This window comes from Actinobaculum suis, from assembly GCF_900102025.1.
Taxonomy (GTDB): domain Bacteria; phylum Actinomycetota; class Actinomycetes; order Actinomycetales; family Actinomycetaceae; genus Actinobaculum; species Actinobaculum suis.
Map to the genome: position 1 here is coordinate 47009 of NZ_FNAU01000011.1, position 18357 is coordinate 65365.

General features: G+C 59.3%; 11 protein-coding genes. 9 read left to right on the top strand and 2 right to left on the bottom strand.

Features of this window, described 5'->3' with window-relative positions:
• Nucleotides 1–297: 297 nt before the first annotated feature.
• The gene (locus BLT47_RS06745; protein ID WP_049619452.1) at nucleotides 298–1497 is read right to left on the bottom strand and encodes a GTP-binding protein; all 1200 of its coding nucleotides are present in this window, start codon (nucleotides 1495–1497) and stop codon (nucleotides 298–300) included.
• Between the two features lie 524 nt (nucleotides 1498–2021).
• On the opposite strand from BLT47_RS06745, the gene rpsN reads away from it, so the two are divergent.
• The 3 genes from rpsN (at nucleotide 2022) to BLT47_RS06760 (ending at nucleotide 3225) form a co-directional block, all read left to right on the top strand.
• Nucleotides 2022–2324 carry a 30S ribosomal protein S14 gene (rpsN, locus tag BLT47_RS06750; RefSeq protein ID WP_049619453.1) on the top strand — a complete coding sequence of 101 codons (303 nt, stop codon included), beginning with the start codon at nucleotides 2022–2024 and terminating at the stop codon, nucleotides 2322–2324.
• Nucleotides 2325–2561: 237 nt separating this feature from the next.
• Entirely contained in the window at nucleotides 2562–2942 is a 381-nt protein-coding gene (locus tag BLT47_RS06755) for a carboxymuconolactone decarboxylase family protein (protein WP_074663079.1), read from the top strand.
• 34 nt (nucleotides 2943–2976) lie between these two features.
• Nucleotides 2977–3225, top strand: coding sequence for a mycoredoxin (locus tag BLT47_RS06760; protein ID WP_049619455.1), 249 nt, complete (start codon nucleotides 2977–2979; stop codon nucleotides 3223–3225).
• 195 nt (nucleotides 3226–3420) lie between these two features.
• Here BLT47_RS06760 and nudC read toward each other — a convergent pair whose 3' ends face one another.
• Nucleotides 3421–4539: an NAD(+) diphosphatase gene (gene nudC / locus BLT47_RS06765; RefSeq protein WP_053093604.1), complete on the bottom strand. Its 1119-nt coding sequence runs from the start codon at nucleotides 4537–4539 to the stop codon at nucleotides 3421–3423.
• A gap of 134 nt (nucleotides 4540–4673) precedes the next feature.
• On the opposite strand from nudC, the gene glgX reads away from it, so the two are divergent.
• The 6 genes from glgX (at nucleotide 4674) to glgB (ending at nucleotide 18058) form a co-directional block, all read left to right on the top strand.
• Entirely contained in the window at nucleotides 4674–6902 is a 2229-nt protein-coding gene (gene glgX, locus BLT47_RS06770) for a glycogen debranching protein GlgX (protein WP_231583088.1), read from the top strand.
• 340 nt (nucleotides 6903–7242) lie between these two features.
• The gene (trpS, locus tag BLT47_RS06775; protein ID WP_074663083.1) at nucleotides 7243–8343 is read left to right on the top strand and encodes a tryptophan--tRNA ligase; all 1101 of its coding nucleotides are present in this window, start codon (nucleotides 7243–7245) and stop codon (nucleotides 8341–8343) included.
• A 1416-nt stretch (nucleotides 8344–9759) separates the two neighbouring features.
• Nucleotides 9760–11808 carry a maltotransferase domain-containing protein gene (locus BLT47_RS06785; RefSeq protein ID WP_420865595.1) on the top strand — a complete coding sequence of 683 codons (2049 nt, stop codon included), beginning with the start codon at nucleotides 9760–9762 and terminating at the stop codon, nucleotides 11806–11808.
• Nucleotides 11805–13658: a maltose alpha-D-glucosyltransferase gene (gene treS, locus BLT47_RS06790; protein ID WP_083330137.1), complete on the top strand. Its 1854-nt coding sequence runs from the start codon at nucleotides 11805–11807 to the stop codon at nucleotides 13656–13658. Before BLT47_RS06785 ends, treS begins: the two co-directional genes overlap by 4 nt.
• 7 nt (nucleotides 13659–13665) lie before the next feature.
• Nucleotides 13666–15597, top strand: a complete 1932-nt coding sequence (locus BLT47_RS06795) for a phosphotransferase (RefSeq protein WP_074663095.1) — start codon at nucleotides 13666–13668, stop codon at nucleotides 15595–15597.
• Nucleotides 15598–15700: 103 nt separating this feature from the next.
• Entirely contained in the window at nucleotides 15701–18058 is a 2358-nt protein-coding gene (glgB, locus tag BLT47_RS06800; RefSeq protein WP_083330138.1) for a 1,4-alpha-glucan branching protein GlgB, read from the top strand.
• Nucleotides 18059–18357 lie beyond the last annotated feature (299 nt).

An 18357-nucleotide genomic window follows, 5' to 3' on the forward strand; every position in this document is an offset into this window, starting at 1 on the left:
CGGTAACGGAGGTGGATGCCGTATTCTTGCCGGCTTTGTGGCTAGTTGAAGATGCGTGCAAAGCCGGCCAGGCAGCCGCCGCGGGAGGCCGCGAAATCACCGGAGGAACTGTTTCGATCTGCACGTCCAAAAGATTGCGCACGATTCGTCGATCGGGGTGCTCAGTTCACCTCTTATACTCCGCAGTCAGCCGCTCCTTGATTTCCTGGGAGCGGCTTTTTCATGCGGTTTACGGCCATTCCCCCACTTCCCGTATTCGGTTCCCTGCTTCCCGCAGCCATTCCCCGCTTCCCGCAGCTAGTCTCCACTTCCCGTATTCGGTTCCTCGCTCCCAGTAACGGGCCCGAGCCAGGTTTCAAAACCGTCTTCGTTCACGTCCCAGCTAGTTCCGCACACGTCCATTTCGGTATCGGTGAGCAGTGTTTCCGTAAAGACTTGCTTGATTTCTTCACGCCCCGGCCCGCGGCCCACAAATTGTAGACGCGTATAAGGTGCCTGCGTGGTAGACCCCATGCCAATTGCTAGGCCGCCGCCCACACCATCCCAATATCCGATCTGACCGTGCCGGGTGGGAAGCCAAAAGTTGCCACGGGCCCGCACCTGCCAATGGGCGAGGGAGGCCAGGTTCCGCAAAAGCCGTTGCGGGTGGAAGGGACGTTCCGATTCCAGCCGCAACGTCCAGATTTCCCCGCTGCATGCCTCGCCATATTCGCCGTTGCCGAATTCCAACCAGTTTTCAGTGGCCTCGGAATTAAAGCCGTCCGTGAGCACCTCCGGCATTAGGGCGAGCGGAGTGGCAGCGTCGGCAGTATCGAGCGGGGCGTGGATAACGGCGTCGGGCCGGGAAAGGATTTCCAATAGTTCCTTCGCACCGGTACTGAGGGAACCGTGGACGTCGATCACATCCGCTCCTTCCACCAGGGCCGTTACCACTTCGGCAACCCCGCGCTCATCGTGGCCGAACCGCTCCTCCGGATACTCTTCCGCCAATAGGTTGTACCCGAGCGCGTCTTCGAGTACGCGGGGGCCCGCCACCGCAACTACCACGGAACCTATCCGCACGTGCGGCGCGGCCTGCGGCTCCGCCATCAGTGAATAGCAAAGCGGTACCGCTTCAATGGTAGGCGGCATCTCCACAATAATTGCCGGCCAATTACCCAGCCGTGCCAGCTCTTCCAGCACGCCCGAAATATCGGCACGTACGGTACACGCCACACACCCGTGCTCCAGAAAACGTTCCGTTTCATCAAGCACGCCGGTCAGTTCGATGATGCTGCGCACCAGCAACTCGCGCTCAGCGTCCAGGTGATAGCGCACCACTACCGCTTCCGGCATCAGCAACTGCGCGCGCGTACTCGTTTGCGCGAGTTCTGTTTCTCCCATCCCGCACACGAAAACCACCGGTACCGTTGCGTTCCACTGGCCTTGCGCGCGTTCTATTTTCGACGCCGCCGCGCGCCGCTGGCGCCCGGCCGAACCGGAAGGATTTGCACTCATCTACTACCTCACCTCATACCCGTACATTACATATCCGGGCTACTGGATACAGCGGCCGCCGTATACCGGCCGCGCGCCCCGACCGTCGCACGCTCCCGGGCATCACAACTGTATGCCCAAGCCGCTGTAGCTGTTATATCCGGGACTCTGACTGCCTGTTTATCTAAAACACTCCGCGCGGCTTCCCGCCTCACCAACTAGCTAGTCACAAGTTGGCTCGTAACCGCGCGGTGGTCTTTTCCATTCCTCGCACCCTACTTGAGAATGATTCTCACTCTCAAGTAGAGTTCGGGTGAAGTTGCGCCCGGGCCGCGAATCGCTATCGAAAAACACGGAACTATTCGCGGTGCGTGTACGCAATATTGTCCACTACCTGGGGGTATAGCGCGCTCTCGCGTCCGCGTAGCGGGCACGAGCCAAAGTGGCTAGAACTTGGTAGCGGGCGCGAGTCGGGGCCGAACAGCCAGAAAGGCATGCACCGACCAAAAAGAATCACTAGTTAGATAGGTAAACGTAGAGGAATAATGGCTAAGAAGTCGAAGATTGTTGCCAATGAGCGGCGCCGGGCTACGGTAGCGAAGTACGCAGAAAAACGGCGGGAATTGAAAGAAAAGGCACGTACCGCGAAAACTGTGGCCGAGGCAATGGATTTCCATCGCCAACTTTCCCTATTGCCACGCGATGCTTCGCCCACGCGGGTGCGAAATCGCGATCGGATTGATGGGCGCCCGCGCGGATATATTGGCAAGGCCGGCCTTTCCCGGGTCCGTTTCCGGGAACTAGCACTGCGCGGCGAACTACCCGGAATCAAGAAGTCTTCCTGGTAAAACTGCCGGCCAGAGGCATCCGCCGGCTACTCGCAGAACCAATTCCGCGATTTATGCGGGCGCGGGCGCCTTTCGCGATACCAATTCCGCGGTTTGTGTTTTCACGCCGGTGGGACCAATTCCGCGGTTTGTGCCCTTGCACCCGCAGGGCCGTTTTCGCGCAAACCGCGGAATTGGCTGCACCCGCAAGTTATGCACGACCTCGACACTTCTTCGCTTTCTGGATAGCCTGAACTCATGTATGACGTTGCAAAAGGACGCCAGTTTGAAGAAGAAACCGCAACCCCGGAAGGTACCGCTACCTGGAAAGGGCAACTTGATAAGTATGCTGCCGGCAATCCTTCCGAATGGGTAACGGGAGCAGTTTTCGGTGGTACTTATGAGCGCCCGGGCCTCGAGTTGCGTGACCGCCAAATGCTAACCATGGCCGCGCTGGCCGCTATGGGCGGCGTGGAGCCACAACTCACCGGCCATATTGCTACCGCTTATAAGCACGCCGGGATGAGTAAAGAAGAAATCGCGGAATGCTTCGTGCACCTAATGCCATATATCGGGGTGCCCAAAACCTTGGCCGCTATGCGGTGCATGGATGCGGCCTTGAAAGATATTGACGAGTAGCCCGGCCCATCTGCTCCCGGGCTAGACTAGCCGCATGGCCAATATGAAGATGTATACCACCACTTGGTGCGGGTACTGCAAAGTTTTGAAGCGGCAGCTCGAACGGGCTGGCATCACCTGGGAAGAAATCAACATCGAAGAAGCTCCCGGGGCCGCAGAGCATGTTGCCCGCATCAATGGTGGTGATCAAATCGTTCCTACCCTGGAGTTTGCGGACGGTAGCACGCTAACTAATCCCAGCCTCAAAGAAGTGCAAGAGCGCCTCGCGAGCCTCGGCGAATAACCGCCCCGCTTTGCCAGCCACTTGCCGGCCAACCTACCGTCCAACCGCCGGTACACCCGCCGGCCGTTTTTTTGCCGCCTTACCGGTCAGCTTGCCGCCTTACCGGTCAGTTTGCCAATAGCCTTACCGGTCAGTTTGCCAATAGCCTTACCGGTCAGTTTGCCAATAGCCTTACCGGTCAGTTTGCCAATAGCCTTACCAACCGAAGAGTTCGGCGTAGGGCAAGGTTAGGCCAGAACCGGTGCCGCCGGCGCCGGTTCCTGCGGCGGCGTCGTTCCCGGCGCTTCCCGCACCGTAGCGCGAGAACCCGGCACCGCCACTACTCATTCGCGTGCTGCCTCCAGGGAACTCCGTATTTTCTCCGACCAGCCATTGGGAAATCATGAGCGCAGCAATCGAAGTGCGGCCCGGTAGGCTGATCCGCCCCGCGCGGGCGGCGTCGAGGAGAGCTTCGCGGCTATAGAACCCTGCGCTTTTGATTTCGCGATCGTCAACGCGAATATCGGCCGTGCTCTGTTCGGTGCGCGCAAAGAAAGCCACCATGAGCGAGCGCGGGAACGGCCAGGGCTGCGAACCAAAGTAGCGCACGCCCGTCACCTCGATACCAACCTCTTCGGCCACTTCGCGGCGCACGGCTGACTCCAGGGGCTCCCCGGCTTCCACAAAACCTGCGAGTACCGAATGCCGATTTCCCTCCCACCGCGCATTGTGGGCGAGCAAAATCCGATCCTGGGCATCGAGCACTGCCATAATCACCGCCGCGTCCGTACGCGGATAAGTTGGATGCGAATCCGGGCACACAGCGAGCCACCCGGATTCGAGGATGCGCAGCGGCCTCCCACACATTTCACAAAAACGTTGCTGGCGCCAAGCCGCGCACAAAGCCACCGCTTCCGTAGCCAGAGCCACGTCGGAATCTTGCCAAAGGCCACCGTAAGAAATCAGCGCACACCATTCGACGCCGTCTACCGTGCGGCGCGGGCGCTCCCGGTTCACCCCGGTTGCGAAACTATCCGTAAGATCCAAGGCGAAAAAGGCCGGTGTAGTGTTCGCCGCCGGCACCGTGCTTTCTTGCGCCGCCACCGTCCCTAAATAGTAGGCATCTTCGAGGTTGTATCCGCGCGCGCGAAGCTCGCTCACCGAGTAGAAAACCGGCCCGGCCTCCCCCGCGGCAGCCACGGCTTGGCCGCTCACTAACAGGTAACGAGCTTGCGCAGATTCTCGTAGCTCCGCCACCCGGGTGGGGTGCAGGCGCGCATTTTCGTCACGATCTATAAAACCTCGCGAGAGCGCAGGTACAGGCAGTTCTGGCATAGTTCAAACTTTAGCTTTTGTGCGCATTTCATGTAGCAGATGTTCACCGCAAGCCGTGCACTTGTGGGCCACCTACACCGTTCATAGAGAGCCCCGGCGTTCACTTTGGAGAGGTTCTCTGGAATAATTGGACGGTGACTTCTTTCCAATCTTTACCGCTGACTTCCACGCGTTACGTGGCCCGCGCCTCCGAGCGAGCTTTTCCGCCTCGGAATGCTCCAGTGCGCCTCGGCGCCCACATCGCGGATAGCGGTGTAGATTTTGCGGTCACCGCGCCCAATGCCACAGCCGTGGACCTGTGCCTGTTTACCATGTCTGCCGGGCGGCTGCAGGAAACCCGGTACGCTTTGCACCGCACGGGTGAAGTGTGGGCTGGGCACGTGGCAAATGCGCGGGCCGGCCAGGAGTATGGCTACCGCGTCCACGGCCCGTGGGAACCGGAACGCGGCATGTGTTTCAACCCGGCCAAGCTCCTCCTCGATCCGTACGGCCGCGCGGTCACCGGCACGCCAAAGCTGTGCCGGGAGCTATACGCACATAAAGTAGACGATACTTTAAAACCAGCCAGTTACCCGCTAGCGCGCGACGACGCCGATTCAGCCCCCTATCAGGCGCGCAGCGTGGTGATGGCCCCGCGAGCCTCGGAGCCGCATCACCCGTACACGCCCTGGGATGAAACGGTTATTTACGAAGCTCATGTGAAAGGTTTTACCGCACAGCTGGATTGCATTCCGGAACCTTTGCGCGGCACCTATTCGGGTTTCGCCCATCCCGCGGTAACGGACTATTTAAGAGCAATCGGGGTAACCGCCGTCGAACTTCTTCCTATTCATGCCAAGATGAGCGAACCGTTTTTGACCCAAAAAGGCATGACCAACTATTGGGGTTATTCCACGCTTTCCTATTTTGCGCCCGAACCTAGTTACGCCACAGAAACCGCGCAACTTGCCGGCCCGGTCGCGGTAGTGCAAGAAGTGAAGGATATGGTGGCGCGCTTGCACGACGCCGGCCTTGAGGTCATTTTGGACGTGGTATATAACCACACCTGTGAGGGTGGGGTGTACGGTCCGGCGATTTCGTGGCGCGGTTTTGGGCAGACGTCGTACTACATGCAGGCCCCCGATAATGCGGGCGCTTTTTACGACACTACCGGCACCGGGAACTCTTTAGATTTCCGCCGCCAAACGGTTTTGCGGATGACGCTCGATTCTTTGCGCTATTGGGTGCAGGAAATCGGCGTAGATGGTTTCCGTTTCGACCTGGCGGCCACGATGGCTCGCAAGGGCGAACAGTTTGATCCGCACCACCCGTTCTATATGGCCCTGGCTACCGATCCGGTACTCAGCAACGTAAAGCTAATTAACGAACCTTGGGATTTGGGGCCCAATGGCTGGCAGACGGGTAATTTCCCGCGCCCTACCGCGGATTGGAATGATCGTTTCCGCGATACCGTGCGTTCTTTCTGGGTGAGCGATCAGCGGGCTATTGCCCACGGCGGCTTGGGTGGAGATTTGCGTGATCTAGCTACACGGCTCTCCGGTTCGGCCGATATGTTCGGGCAGGGGCGTTGGCCGGGTGGCCGCGGCCCGAATGCTTCCATCAATTTCATTACCGCCCATGATGGTTTTACCATGCGCGATCTAGTTTCCTACGATCGCAAACATAATGACGCCAATGCGGAAGATAACCGCGATGGAACGGATAATAACCGTTCCTGGAATCACGGTTTTGAAGGCGATGGGACGGCCGAAAACCCGGTACCGCCAACAGTTCTGCAGGCCCGCGCGCAAACTTGCCGCAATCTGATTGGCACCTTGCTTTTCTCTGCGGGCACTCCGATGCTTCTCGCCGGAGACGAATTTGGCAACACCCAGCACGGCAATAACAATACATATTGCCAAGACAACGAGATTTCTTGGCTGAATTGGGATCTTACGGAAGAACAGCGTAATTCGCAGGCAACCGTTGCCTATTTGCTGCGTTTGCGGGCGGAGCATCGGGTTTTACGGCCGGCAGATTTCTTCACCCAAACGCCCTCGCGCAGCGATTCCCTCCCGGATCTCACCTGGTATGCCGATACCGGGGAGCCCATGCCCGAACATCGCTGGTTCGATCCCGCTAACCGAGTTCTGCAAATGCTCCGTTCCGGGCGTGACCGCGACGCCGACGCCCTCATTGTCATTAATGGTTCGGCCCAGGAAGTACGGATTGTGCTCCCGGAAGGCCGCGGGAATCCATACAACTTGGCTTGGGATTCAACTTGGGAAAAGCCGCGCGAATCCGAGCAGGCCTACCGGCCCGGAGCGGCCACGGTAATCGCCCCGAATTCCATGCGGCTGTACTTCGCCAACCCCGTCCGCTAGCACTACTTCCGCAAGGTGGCGGTAGCGCGGCAGGTAACGACGCCGCAGCCGGTAACTGTTTCCCCGCCGGCGCCACAGCGGGCAGCTGATTCCCCGCTGGGTGGCTGTCTTCCCACCGGGTGAGGCACAGCTGGTAGCGGTGCCACGGCGGGCACCGGCGCCACAGCGGGCAGCTGCTTCCCCGCCGGGCGGCGGCACGGCCGGCAGTTGCTACCGCCGCCCAGAATGTGATGCGTTCGCCGGCGGGCACGGAGCCGCGCGGGCGGCGTCGGCAATATAGTTACTGATAGTTACTAGGCGCTAGCACGCACTAGTGGGAAAAGAAGAACGAAAGGTAGTCATGGCGGTTGAAGATACGCTCGCACCGGCAACATCGGACGCTTCCTTGCGGCACGCACTGGAGGTAAGCGCGAAAATCGACCAAAAGATCGATGCAGATCCAAGTGAGTTCCGCGTGCTCACGGGTGATCGTCCCACCGGGAATCTGCATTTGGGGCACTACTTTGGGAGCCTGCGCAACCGGGTGAAGTTGCAGCGGCGCGGCGTGGAAACCTGGCTGGTGATTGCTGATTTCCAGGTGATTACTGACCGCGATGGCACCGGCCCGATCACGGAACGCGTAATGTCTTTGGCCACCGATTATTTGGCGGTGGGAATGGACCCGGAAAAGAGCGTGATCTTCACCCATTCGGCCGTGCCAGCGCTCAATGAGCTCATGCTCCCCTTCCTTTCTTTGGTTACCGATTCGGAGCTGTACCGCAATCCCACGGTGAAGGCGGAACATGATGCTACGGGTGGGCGGCCTATGTCTGGCCTTTTGCTGACCTACCCGGTACACCAGGCTGCAGATATTCTTTTCTGCAAGGCCAATGTGGTACCGGTAGGTAAAGACCAGTTGCCGCATTTGGAACAAGCCCGCGTAATTGCCGACCGTTTCGAAGCCCGTTACGGCCATCCCGAAGGCACTAGCGAACCCGTGTTCCCGCGCCCGCAAGCGTTACTTTCAGGTGGTGCCTCTATTCTGGGCCTGGATGGGCAGAAGATGAGCAAATCGCGTGGCAACACGATCGAACTGGGGATGAGCGCGGATGAAACCGCAAAGCGGCTGAAGAAGGCCGTTACCGATTCGGAGCGCCACATTACTTACGATCCGGATAATCGCCCGGAAGTTTCCAATTTGGTACTCTTAGCCGCCCTCGCGCAAGACCGCGAACCAGAAGCCGTGGCAGCAGAAATTGGCGACGCCGGTTCTGGTGCCCTGAAGAAGCAGGTTACGGAAGCAATCAACGAAATGTTGGCACCGATCCGGGCACGGCGTGCAGAACTTGCGGCAGATCCTGGCTATATCGAAGGTATCGTCAAGCGCGGCAACGAAATTGCTAATGCGCGCGCGGAAGAAACCCTGCGCGAAGTCCGCGCCGCGATGAATATGAACTACTAAATACTTGTGTGTTAGCCCCTGCGTCCGTGCGAAACGAAGGAATTCGCGCGGACGCAGGGGCTAACGCGTAGCAATGGCTCGCGCGCATTTTTATCCCGCGCATTCCGCGAAGGCACTTTCCGCAAAACTTCTCGCGCCCAAATCCCACTACTTGTGCACCGGTAGCCACTAGCTCGCGCCCGGCCCGGCCTGCCGGTGGGTTGCGCGGCAGGCCGTGGGTTCCGCGGCGGGCTAGTGGATTGCGCGGCGGGCTAGTGGATTGCGCGGCGGGCTAGTGGATTGCGCGGCAGCCTAGTGGATTGCGCGGCGGGCCGGCGTGCAGGAAAATCTCAAACCGTTTAGGCTAGTACCTGTGAGCACTGCAACACCTTCGCGGGCGGTTCTGAGTAGTGCCGTTGTGCCTGCTCCTTCCGCTTTTGTGCTTCGCGTAGCCACCTACCTCACTCTGTTTTTAGGGCGAGATGGCGGACGTACCTGTGGCGGGCGGGAATGTAATGCCCACCCGTTTCCGCAGCACGCTTCTGCCACGCAACGGGCGCGAAGTAGCGAAACAGCGCAGTGGAAACCCCGGTTAGAAAGGATTTAGCCATGGATGCCTCGGGAGCTAAGAAGGAACCGTCAACCACAGGCAGCGCCGCGAAGGGCGCGGCAAGCCCCGCTGCAAAGGCCGGGGATTTACCGCAGGCCGCGACCGCCAAGGCCACTACTGCCAAAACCGCTGCTGCCAAAACCGCTGCTGTCAAGACTACGGCCACCGCCAAGGCCGCTACAGCTAAGACCTCGACCACGCGGCCCGCGGCTGCGAAGGAAGCGGACACCAAGCCAGAGGCCACGCAGACCACAGCTAGGAAGACGGCGGGTACCAGGACCGCGAGCGCAAAGACCGCGGCGAGCAAGAGTACTACTACCGCGAAGAAGCCCGCTGCTACCAAGACGGCTACAGCGAAGACCGCCACCACCAAGGCCCCCGCTACCAAGGCCCCCGCTACCAAGACCACCGCGAAAGCTGCCACGACCACGGCCGCCGCGAAGTCGGCAGATACCAAGGCTGCAGATACCAAGTCCACGGCGGCAACGACTACAGCGGCAACGAAGACTACAGCCGCAAAGAGCACAACAGCTAAGACCGCAGCCGCCAAGACTACCGCCGCGAAAGCTGCTACCGCCAAGGGCGCCACCGCGAAGGCTGCTACCGCTAAGTCGGCGGCGGCGCCGGCGGCCACTAAGACTACCGGCCGGCGGGCGACAGCTAAGACCACCGCCAAGGCCACCACCAAGACCGCTACTAAGGCCACCGCCAAGACCGCGGCGAAGCCGGCTGCCAAAACCGCAGCAAAACCGGCCACCAAGACGGCAGCAAAATCGAGCACCCGGACGGCCGCAAAAACCGCGGCTTCTCCGCACTTTGGGGAGCGGATTCAGGCTGCGGCCGCCAATGATCCGGCCGCCCCAACCGCGCCGATTCCGGCGCCTTATGCGGCGATTGGTCGCATTCCGATTATGGATGTGATGCCGCAGGTGCAAAATGGGTCCTGGCCGGCTAAGGCCACGGAACGGGAAGCGTTCCCCGTGCAGGCCACGGTGTGGCGCGATGGTCATGATCTGTTTGCGTGCGAAGCCGTACTCGTTGGCCCGGACGGTACGGAAGTGCAGGCCTCCCCGATGGAGCTCATCCGCCCCGGGCTAGGCCGCTACCAGGGTTGGCTCACACCGCCAACCACCGGCAACTATGGGTTCTTTGTGCGTTCCTGGTCTGATCCGCTGGCCACGTGGAAGCACAATGCGGAAGCCAAGTTGCCGCTCGATCAAGATGTGGCACTCGTTTTCTTGGAAGCTGAGCAGCTTCTGCACCGGGTTTTGGAACGCATTCCGGAAGATACCCCAGAGCACACGGTAATTAGTGACGCGCTGGGCGTGCTAACTTTGCAGACCGTTCCCAAGGAAGTGCGTTATGCCGCGGCTACTTCCAGCGCGGTGGAAGATGTTATCCGCCGCTATCCCCTGCGCGATATGCTCACCGAATCGGCGGTGTTCCCGTTGGAAGTGGATCGCGAACGCGCGCTGGTGGGTTCCTGGTACGAAATGTTCCCGCGTTCTGTGGAAGCCTGGCAAGACGACGAAGGCGAATGGCATTCGGGCACTTTGCGCAGTGCCGCAGAAGATTTGCCGCGTATCGCCGGCCTGGGCTTCGACGTCGTCTACCTCACCCCGATTAGCCCTATCGGGCTTACGGCACGCAAGGGGAAGAACAACTCTTTGACCGCGCAACCGGGCGAACCGGGCTCGCCGTACGCGATCGGTAGCGAGGCAGGCGGCCACGATGCGATCCACCCGGACCTCGGTACTTTCGAAGATTTCGATTACTTTGTGGAGCAGGCCCGCAAGGAAGGCCTCGAAGTTGCGCTCGACCTGGCTTTGCAGTGTTCCCCAGACCATCCGTGGCTGAAGGAACACCCGGAGTGGTTCTTGCACCGCCCCGATGGGACTATCGCTTACGCGGAAAACCCGCCGAAGAAATATCAGGATATTTACCCGCTGAACTTCGATGATGATCCGGAAGGTATCTATCAGGAAATCAAGCGCGTGCTGGAAGTGTGGGTGAGCCACGGGGTGACGATTTTCCGGGTCGATAATCCGCATACGAAACCCCTCCCCTTCTGGCAACGGCTCTTGGCCGAATTCCGGATTGAACATCCCGAGGTTATTTTCTTGTCGGAGGCTTTCACAGCCCCGCCCATGATGCAAGGTTTGGCAGCGATTGGTTTCCACCAGTCGTACTGCTACTTCGCCTGGCGTAACGAAAAGGAAGAGATCGAAGAATACCTGCTGGAGTTGGGGCGGGAAACCGCGCACGTACTACGGCCCGCATTCTGGCCCACCACGCACGATATTCTCACGCCGTACATGCAAACCGGCGGGCCGAACGCGTGGAAGATCCGCGCAATTTTGGCGGCCACGGGATCTCCCACCTGGGGTATTTACTCCGGGTATGAATTTGTGGAAGATGTGCCGCGGCCTGGTTTCGAAGAAATGATCGATAACGAAAAGTACGAATATCGGCCACGTGATTACAGCCAGGATCCACACGGCATACAGGCGCTCTTCGCGCGCTTGAACAAAATCCGCCGGGAACACACGGCACTGCAACGTTTGCGTGGAATCAATATTAACGAGACCACTAACGACCAAGTGCTTTCCTTCACCAAGCACGCACGGGCGGAAGAAACCCCGGATGGGGTGGCCGATTCGGTGATCGTGGTCCTCAATTTGGATCCGCATAACACCCAGGAAGCCGTTCTCCATCTGGATCTGACCCCGCTCGAGGTAGAACCGCGCAATGGTGCTCCAATTATCGAGGTGACGGATGAGCTTACGGGTAACACCTTCTATTGGAATGAAGAGCCCTTCGTGCGGCTTGACCCGTCGGCACCAGCACATATTCTGTCCGTGAAAGTGTTGAAGTGAGTTTCCTGCCAAATATAAATCCCGCCAAATCCCAGCCGCATCTACAACCGGGCACCGCCCGCGGGCTTTCTGCCGATCCCGAATGGTACAAGCACGCCGTGTTTTACCAGGTATTGCTGAAAGCCTTTGGAGATTCGGATGGCGATGGGGTGGGCGATATTCGCGGCCTGATTTCACATTTGGATTACATCCAATGGTTGGGAATCGACTGCATCTGGATCCCGCCGTTCTATCCCTCCCCGGGCCGGGACGGCGGGTACGATGTAGCCGATTACACCGCGATCGATCCGCGCTACGGCACCATGGACGATTTCCGCGAATTGGTGGAACAGGCCCATGCCCGCGGCATCCGCATCATCATTGACATCGTTATCAACCACACTTCGGTTGACCATCCGTGGTTCCAATCCTCGCGCTCTAATCCGGACGGACCATACGGGGATTTCTACGTTTGGGCCGATGATGATTCTGGCTACAGTGACGCCCGGATCATCTTCGTGGATACAGAAACTTCGAATTGGGCTTTTGACCCGGTTCGCAAACAGTATTACTGGCATCGTTTCTTCTCCCACCAACCGGATCTGAACTTCGAGAACCCGAAAGTGCATGAGGCCGTGCTCGACGTAGTGCGGTTCTGGTGCCAAATCGGGGTGGATGGTTTACGGCTAGACGCTATCCCCTATCTTTACGAGGAAGAGGGAACAAATTGCGAAAACCTGCCGCAAACCCACGCTTTTATTGCGAAGATTCGCCGGCTTTTGGATACCGAGTTTCCGGGCACCATTTTGGTGGCGGAAGCTAACCAGTGGCCGGAAGACGTCGTCGCCTATTTTGGTACTCCGGAAGCCCCGGAATGCCATATGTGTTTCCACTTCCCGGTAATGCCACGTATTTTCTATGCTTTGCGGGACCAGCGGGCGAACGCGATCGTCGATATTTTGCGGAAGACGCCGGACATTCCGGAAGGTGCCCAGTGGGCCACGTTCCTACGCAATCACGATGAGCTCACCCTCGAAATGGTGACCACGGAAGAGCGGGCCGCCATGTATGGCTGGTATGCGGAAGATTCGCGGATGCGGGCCAATGTGGGGATTCGGCGCCGTTTGGCACCGCTCCTGGGAAACTCGCGGGCGGAAATCGAACTCGCGCACGCCCTCCTGCTTTCCCTTCCCGGTTCACCTTTCCTGTATTACGGGGACGAAATCGGCATGGGGGATAACATTTGGTTGGCAGATCGCGACGGCGTCCGCACCCCAATGCAGTGGACCCCGGATAGAAATGCCGGTTTTTCCACGGCTGACCCCGGCAAGCTTTATCTGCCGGTAGTTTCCTCCCTGGCATTTAATTACCAGGCGGTGAACGTGGAATCCCAGCTTTCCCAGCCGGCTTCCCTCCTGCATTGGATTCACGGAATCTTGGACGTGCGAAGCCAACATTCGGCCCTGGGGAACGGCGATTTCGCTTTGCTGGAAACCGATAATGAAGCAGTTTTGGCTTTCCTGCGGAGCGATGAAACGGAAGTTATTCTCTGTTTGGCGAATTTGGCGAACACGGCCCGGGCGGCCCGCGTGAAGGTGCCGGTGCGATATGCCGGTTGGCATGCCACCGACGTGTTCGGCGGGGCTGGATTCCCAAATATTGGCCCCGGCGGTGCATACACGGTAACGCTCGGCCCGCGCGATTTCTTCTGGTTGCAATTGCAAGCCCCGCGCACGGCCACACCGGCCCCGCGCGAGGGGGCTCGCGCGGATAACCGCGAAACTCGCCCGGTCGATTACACCGCACTTTCCCGGCCCGATCCGCAGCCCACGAATCTGGCCGCGGCCACTCCCCCTGCGAAAGAAAGCTGAACTGCGCATGCTCGAAAACACCGACCAGGCCGGCTGCGCCGACCACACAGACCCCGCAGACCATACAGACCACGCAGGTTACGTTGGCCCCACCGGCCGCGCAGACTATTCCAGCCCGCAGATTCACCGCGCGCTGGCCCTGGCGATCACGCCGTGGGTACACGCGGCCCGTTGGTATCGCGGTAGTCCGCAAGAACTGCAAATCCGCGAGGCCATTTGGCTCGCCCGCGAACCGGCTCGCACAGCCCAGACGGCTTGCCCGGCCCCGGTAGCTACTCCGGCCCCGGCAACTAGCCCGACCCCAATGGCTCATACTTGCCCGGCCCCAATTGCTAATACTGGGCAGTCGGAGGCCGCGAGCGCGGCATCGCCGGATGCGGGTGGACGGGATCTGCTGTGGTTGCTCGTGGCGGCGGGCGAAGTGGTGTACAACGTGCCGGTAGTGGTTGATTTTGCCCGGCTGGCGGCTGCGTGCCCGCAGTGCTCCGCCTTGCCCGCAAACGCAACCGGTGTTCCTGCCGCGGGCCTGGCCCACTCGGCCCTGGTGCATTCGGACGCAGCAGATTCGGGCCAAGCATATTCGCACCCGGCTAACGCAGAGCCAGGCCGTTCGCACCCGGCTAACGCAGACACGGCCAGCCCAGACTTAGCCCGTGATGCCTGCCAAGACAGTTTTGGCCAAGACTATATTTTCCGGGTAGCTACCTCTGGGGCCCGCACTATTGCGGCCCCCAGCATTCCAGTAGCGCAATCCCCGGCAGCTGAAGGGCCGCACTCAGACTTAGTCCCGGGGCCAACAATCCCGCAGGCGGCAAATTCGGACGCAACCCAGCAGGTCGCAAGCCGAACGGCTGTATCTTACTCGCCCGCAACCAAGCCGGCTCTAATCCAGCCAGCCACAACCCAGCCGTCCACAAGCCAGGCGGTCGGATCTGCGGCGGGAGTTATTCGCGGCCGGGTGCTGAGTGGCGAACAGTCGAATACTTCCATTGTGTACGAGGCAGACGGCGTCGAAAAACCCACTATTGTGAAGCTCTTTCGTGTTTTCTTACCCGGCACCAACCCCGACGTCGAACTCACTGCGGCACTGAGCGCGAGCGGTACCGTACCGCACCAGTATGGCGCGGCGGCGCTGGTAACGAGTACCGGGCAGCGGGCGGATGTGTTGGTAGCGCAAGAGTATTTAGCTACTGGGCGCGATGGGTGGAAGCTTTTTACCGCGCGCCTCGCGCAAGCCACTGCACCCGCCAACCTTGCAGAGCCCGCCAACCTTACAGAGCCCACCGACCTTACAGAACTCACCGAACTAATCCGGCAATTGGGCACGCTCACCGCAACTTTCCACCGGCAACTCGCCCGCACTTTGGGAACCACACCGGCCACGGCCGCGGCAATCCGTGCGCAACGCGAGTCCTGGGATAACCGGGCCCGCCGCGCTTTGCAAGACGCACCCGCACTCGCCCGGTATCGTGCCCAAATTGCCGCGGTTTTTGATGCTGGAGAACAGGCTACTTGGCCGGCCTTGCAACGCGTGCACGGCGATTACCATTTAGGGCAAGTTCTCTACGTGCCGGGCCGGGGTTGGGTGGCTCTCGATTTTGAAGGTGAACCTTTGCGTCCGCTAGCAGAAAGGCAGGAAGTAGATACGCCTTTGCGGGATGTTGCCGGAATGCTGCGTTCCTTTGGTTATGCCGCCGGGCAGGTAGCGCGGGAAGGCGGAGACCAGCAAATGCTGGAGCGGTGGGAGGCGACCGCCACGGAAACTTTCCTGGCCGGCTACGGGCAGATACCGCAGGACCAACGTCCACTCCTTTCTGCCCTACTTTTAGATAAAGCGCTCTACGAAGTTAGTTACGAAATGGCGCAACGCCCAGATTGGGTGGACATACCACTAAACGGGGTCGCGCAAGCACTTAAACTAAGCGAGAATAGAGGGTAACGGAATACCTAAAGCTGGCGGGGTCCTCACCGTCGAAGATCCTCCGGCCACGGGCACGCCGTAACTCACGCTCTTAGAGCACGAAAAGGTAAGGGGTACACGTATGGCGGATTACATCATGGTTGACGAGGATACTCTCGACGCCGTATCGAAAGGATGGTATTACGCACCTCACGACGTTCTCGGGCCGCATTCGGATGGCCAGAATGTGACCGTCCGGGTATTACGCCGGCTTGCGGATGAGGTCTACATTGAGACTCTCGCGCACGGGCGTATCCGGGCCGAACATGAATACAACGGAATTTGGCGGGCCGTGGTACCGGGGGCGGAAGTTCCGGACTACCGGGTAGTTGCCCTGTATGGCGGGGTAGAAAACCGGACCGACGATCCCTACCGTTTCCTCCCCACCCTGGGCGAACTCGATATTTACCTATTCTCTGAGGGCCGGCACGAAGAGCTGTGGAAAGTTATGGGCGCACACGTCCACACTTTCGAATCTGAACTGGGTGATACCCAAGGTACGTCCTTCAGCGTCTGGGCGCCCAATGCGCTCGCGGTGCGAGTGGTTGGCGATTTCAACGGCTGGGACGGCTCCCTGCACGCAATGCGTTCCCTAGGCGAATCCGGAATTTGGGAGATTTTCATTCCCGGTGCTGGGGAAGGTTCGCGCTACAAGTTCGAAATCCAATATAAGGATCTGTCTTGGCATCAGAAGGCCGATCCGATGGCCCGCCAATCCGAAGAACCGCCTTCTACCGCTTCTATCGTCACGGTTTCGCGTTACGAATGGAACGACGCCGAATGGGTTGCGAACCGGCGCGGAATCGACCAACCTATTTCAATTTACGAGGTACACCTAGGCTCCTGGCGGAAGGGACTTTCCTATCGCGAAGCCGCCGACCAGCTGATTGGGCACGTGAAGTACATGGGCTTCACGCACGTGGAATTCATGCCTTTGGCGGAGCATCCGTATGGCCCTTCCTGGGGTTACCAGGTGACGGGTTATTATTCGCCCACGGCGCGTTTCGGTCATCCGGATGATTTGCGCTATCTTATTGACCGCTTGCATCAGGCCGGGATCGGTGTGATTACCGATTGGGTGCCCGCTCATTTCGCTACCGATGCTTGGGCATTGGCAAACTTCGATGGTGAACCGCTGTATGAAGATCCCAATCCTTCCCGCGGTTCCCAACCCGATTGGGGCACGCTCGTATTCAATTACGGGCGCCGCCAGGTACGGAACTTCCTCGTCGCAAATGCGCTGTATTGGATTGAAGAGTTCCATTTCGATGGTATCCGGGCAGACGCCGTCGCCTCCATGCTGTACCTGGACTACTCACGCCAAGATGGCCAGTGGCAACCGAATATTTACGGCGGGCGGGAAAACCTGGAAGCGATTGCCTTCCTGCAAGAAACGAACGCTACCGCCTACCGGCGTAACCCGGGCATTATGATGATCGCGGAAGAATCGACTTCTTGGCCAGGCGTAACCGCGATGACGGATACCGGCGGGCTGGGCTTCGGGCTGAAATGGAATATGGGGTGGATGAATGACACCCTCTCCTACCTGGAAGAAAAGCCAATCAACCGGCGCTGGCATCACGGAGAGATCACTTTCTCCATGGTTTATGCCTTCTCCGAAAACTATCTGCTCCCCCTCTCCCATGACGAAGTGGTGCATGGTAAGGGCTCGCTGTATGCGAAGATGCCGGGCGATGATTGGCAAAAGCGCGCGGGCTTGCGCGGACTGTATGCGTATATGTGGTCGCATCCGGGTAAGAAGCTTTTGTTCATGGGCCAAGAGTTTGCGCAGATGGCGGAGTGGAATCATGATGCTTCCCTCGACTGGTGGCTCACCGACCAACCCGAACATAACGGCGTGATGAGTTTGGTGAAGCGGCTCAATGAGTTGCTGGTGGAGCATCCGGCGCTGTGGTCGGATGATTTCTCGCCGCACGGTTTTGAATGGATTGACGGTTCGGACGCCGATTCTAATGTGCTTACGTATATGCGTCACTCGCGAGATGATGACGATACGATTGCGGTAGCAGTCAATTTCTCCGGGGTACCGCGCCTGAACTACCGGGTCGGGTTGCCGCAAGGTGGGCGCTGGATCGAAATTCTCAATACCGACGCCGTTGAATATGGCGGTTCGGGAGTTGGAAACCTCGGTGCGGTTGAGGCTAGCGGGGAGGGCTGGAATGGCCAACCCTATTCGGCCCTAGTGCAAATCCCGCCCTTCGGAGCCGTCTATCTAACTCCGGAAAATCAGCTCCGGGCCCTGCAAGAAGCACGCGCCACCGAAGTGGCAGAAGCCGCAGAAGCAGCGGCCGAAGAAGCGACGGCGGAAGCTGCGCCCGCACAAGCTGTGCCCGCAGAAGGAGAAGTTACTACGGCGGAAACGGCAACGGGCGCCGGTGAAAACGGCGCCAGTGGAAACGGCGCCGGCGCAAGCCGCTGATGCTACGCAAGCTACGGAAGCAGCAGCTGACTGAACGGAAACGGCGGCTGCCGTTTAGCAAGCTAAAGCACGCTAAGCGGCAGCCGCGGTCAGAAGCACACTAAGCGGGAACCGCGGTCAGAAGCGCGCTAAGCGACAGGCTCAGTGGCCATTAAAAACCGTACGGGGGTCGGTACCGATTACTGCAGATCAAGTAGATCTATGCGTGTAATCGAAGCCGGCCCCCGTACGGGCTCGTGACCGCGAAAAACCAATAAAAACAGTCACGATTTCTGGGTTCTGCAGGCCTTGCCTACGAG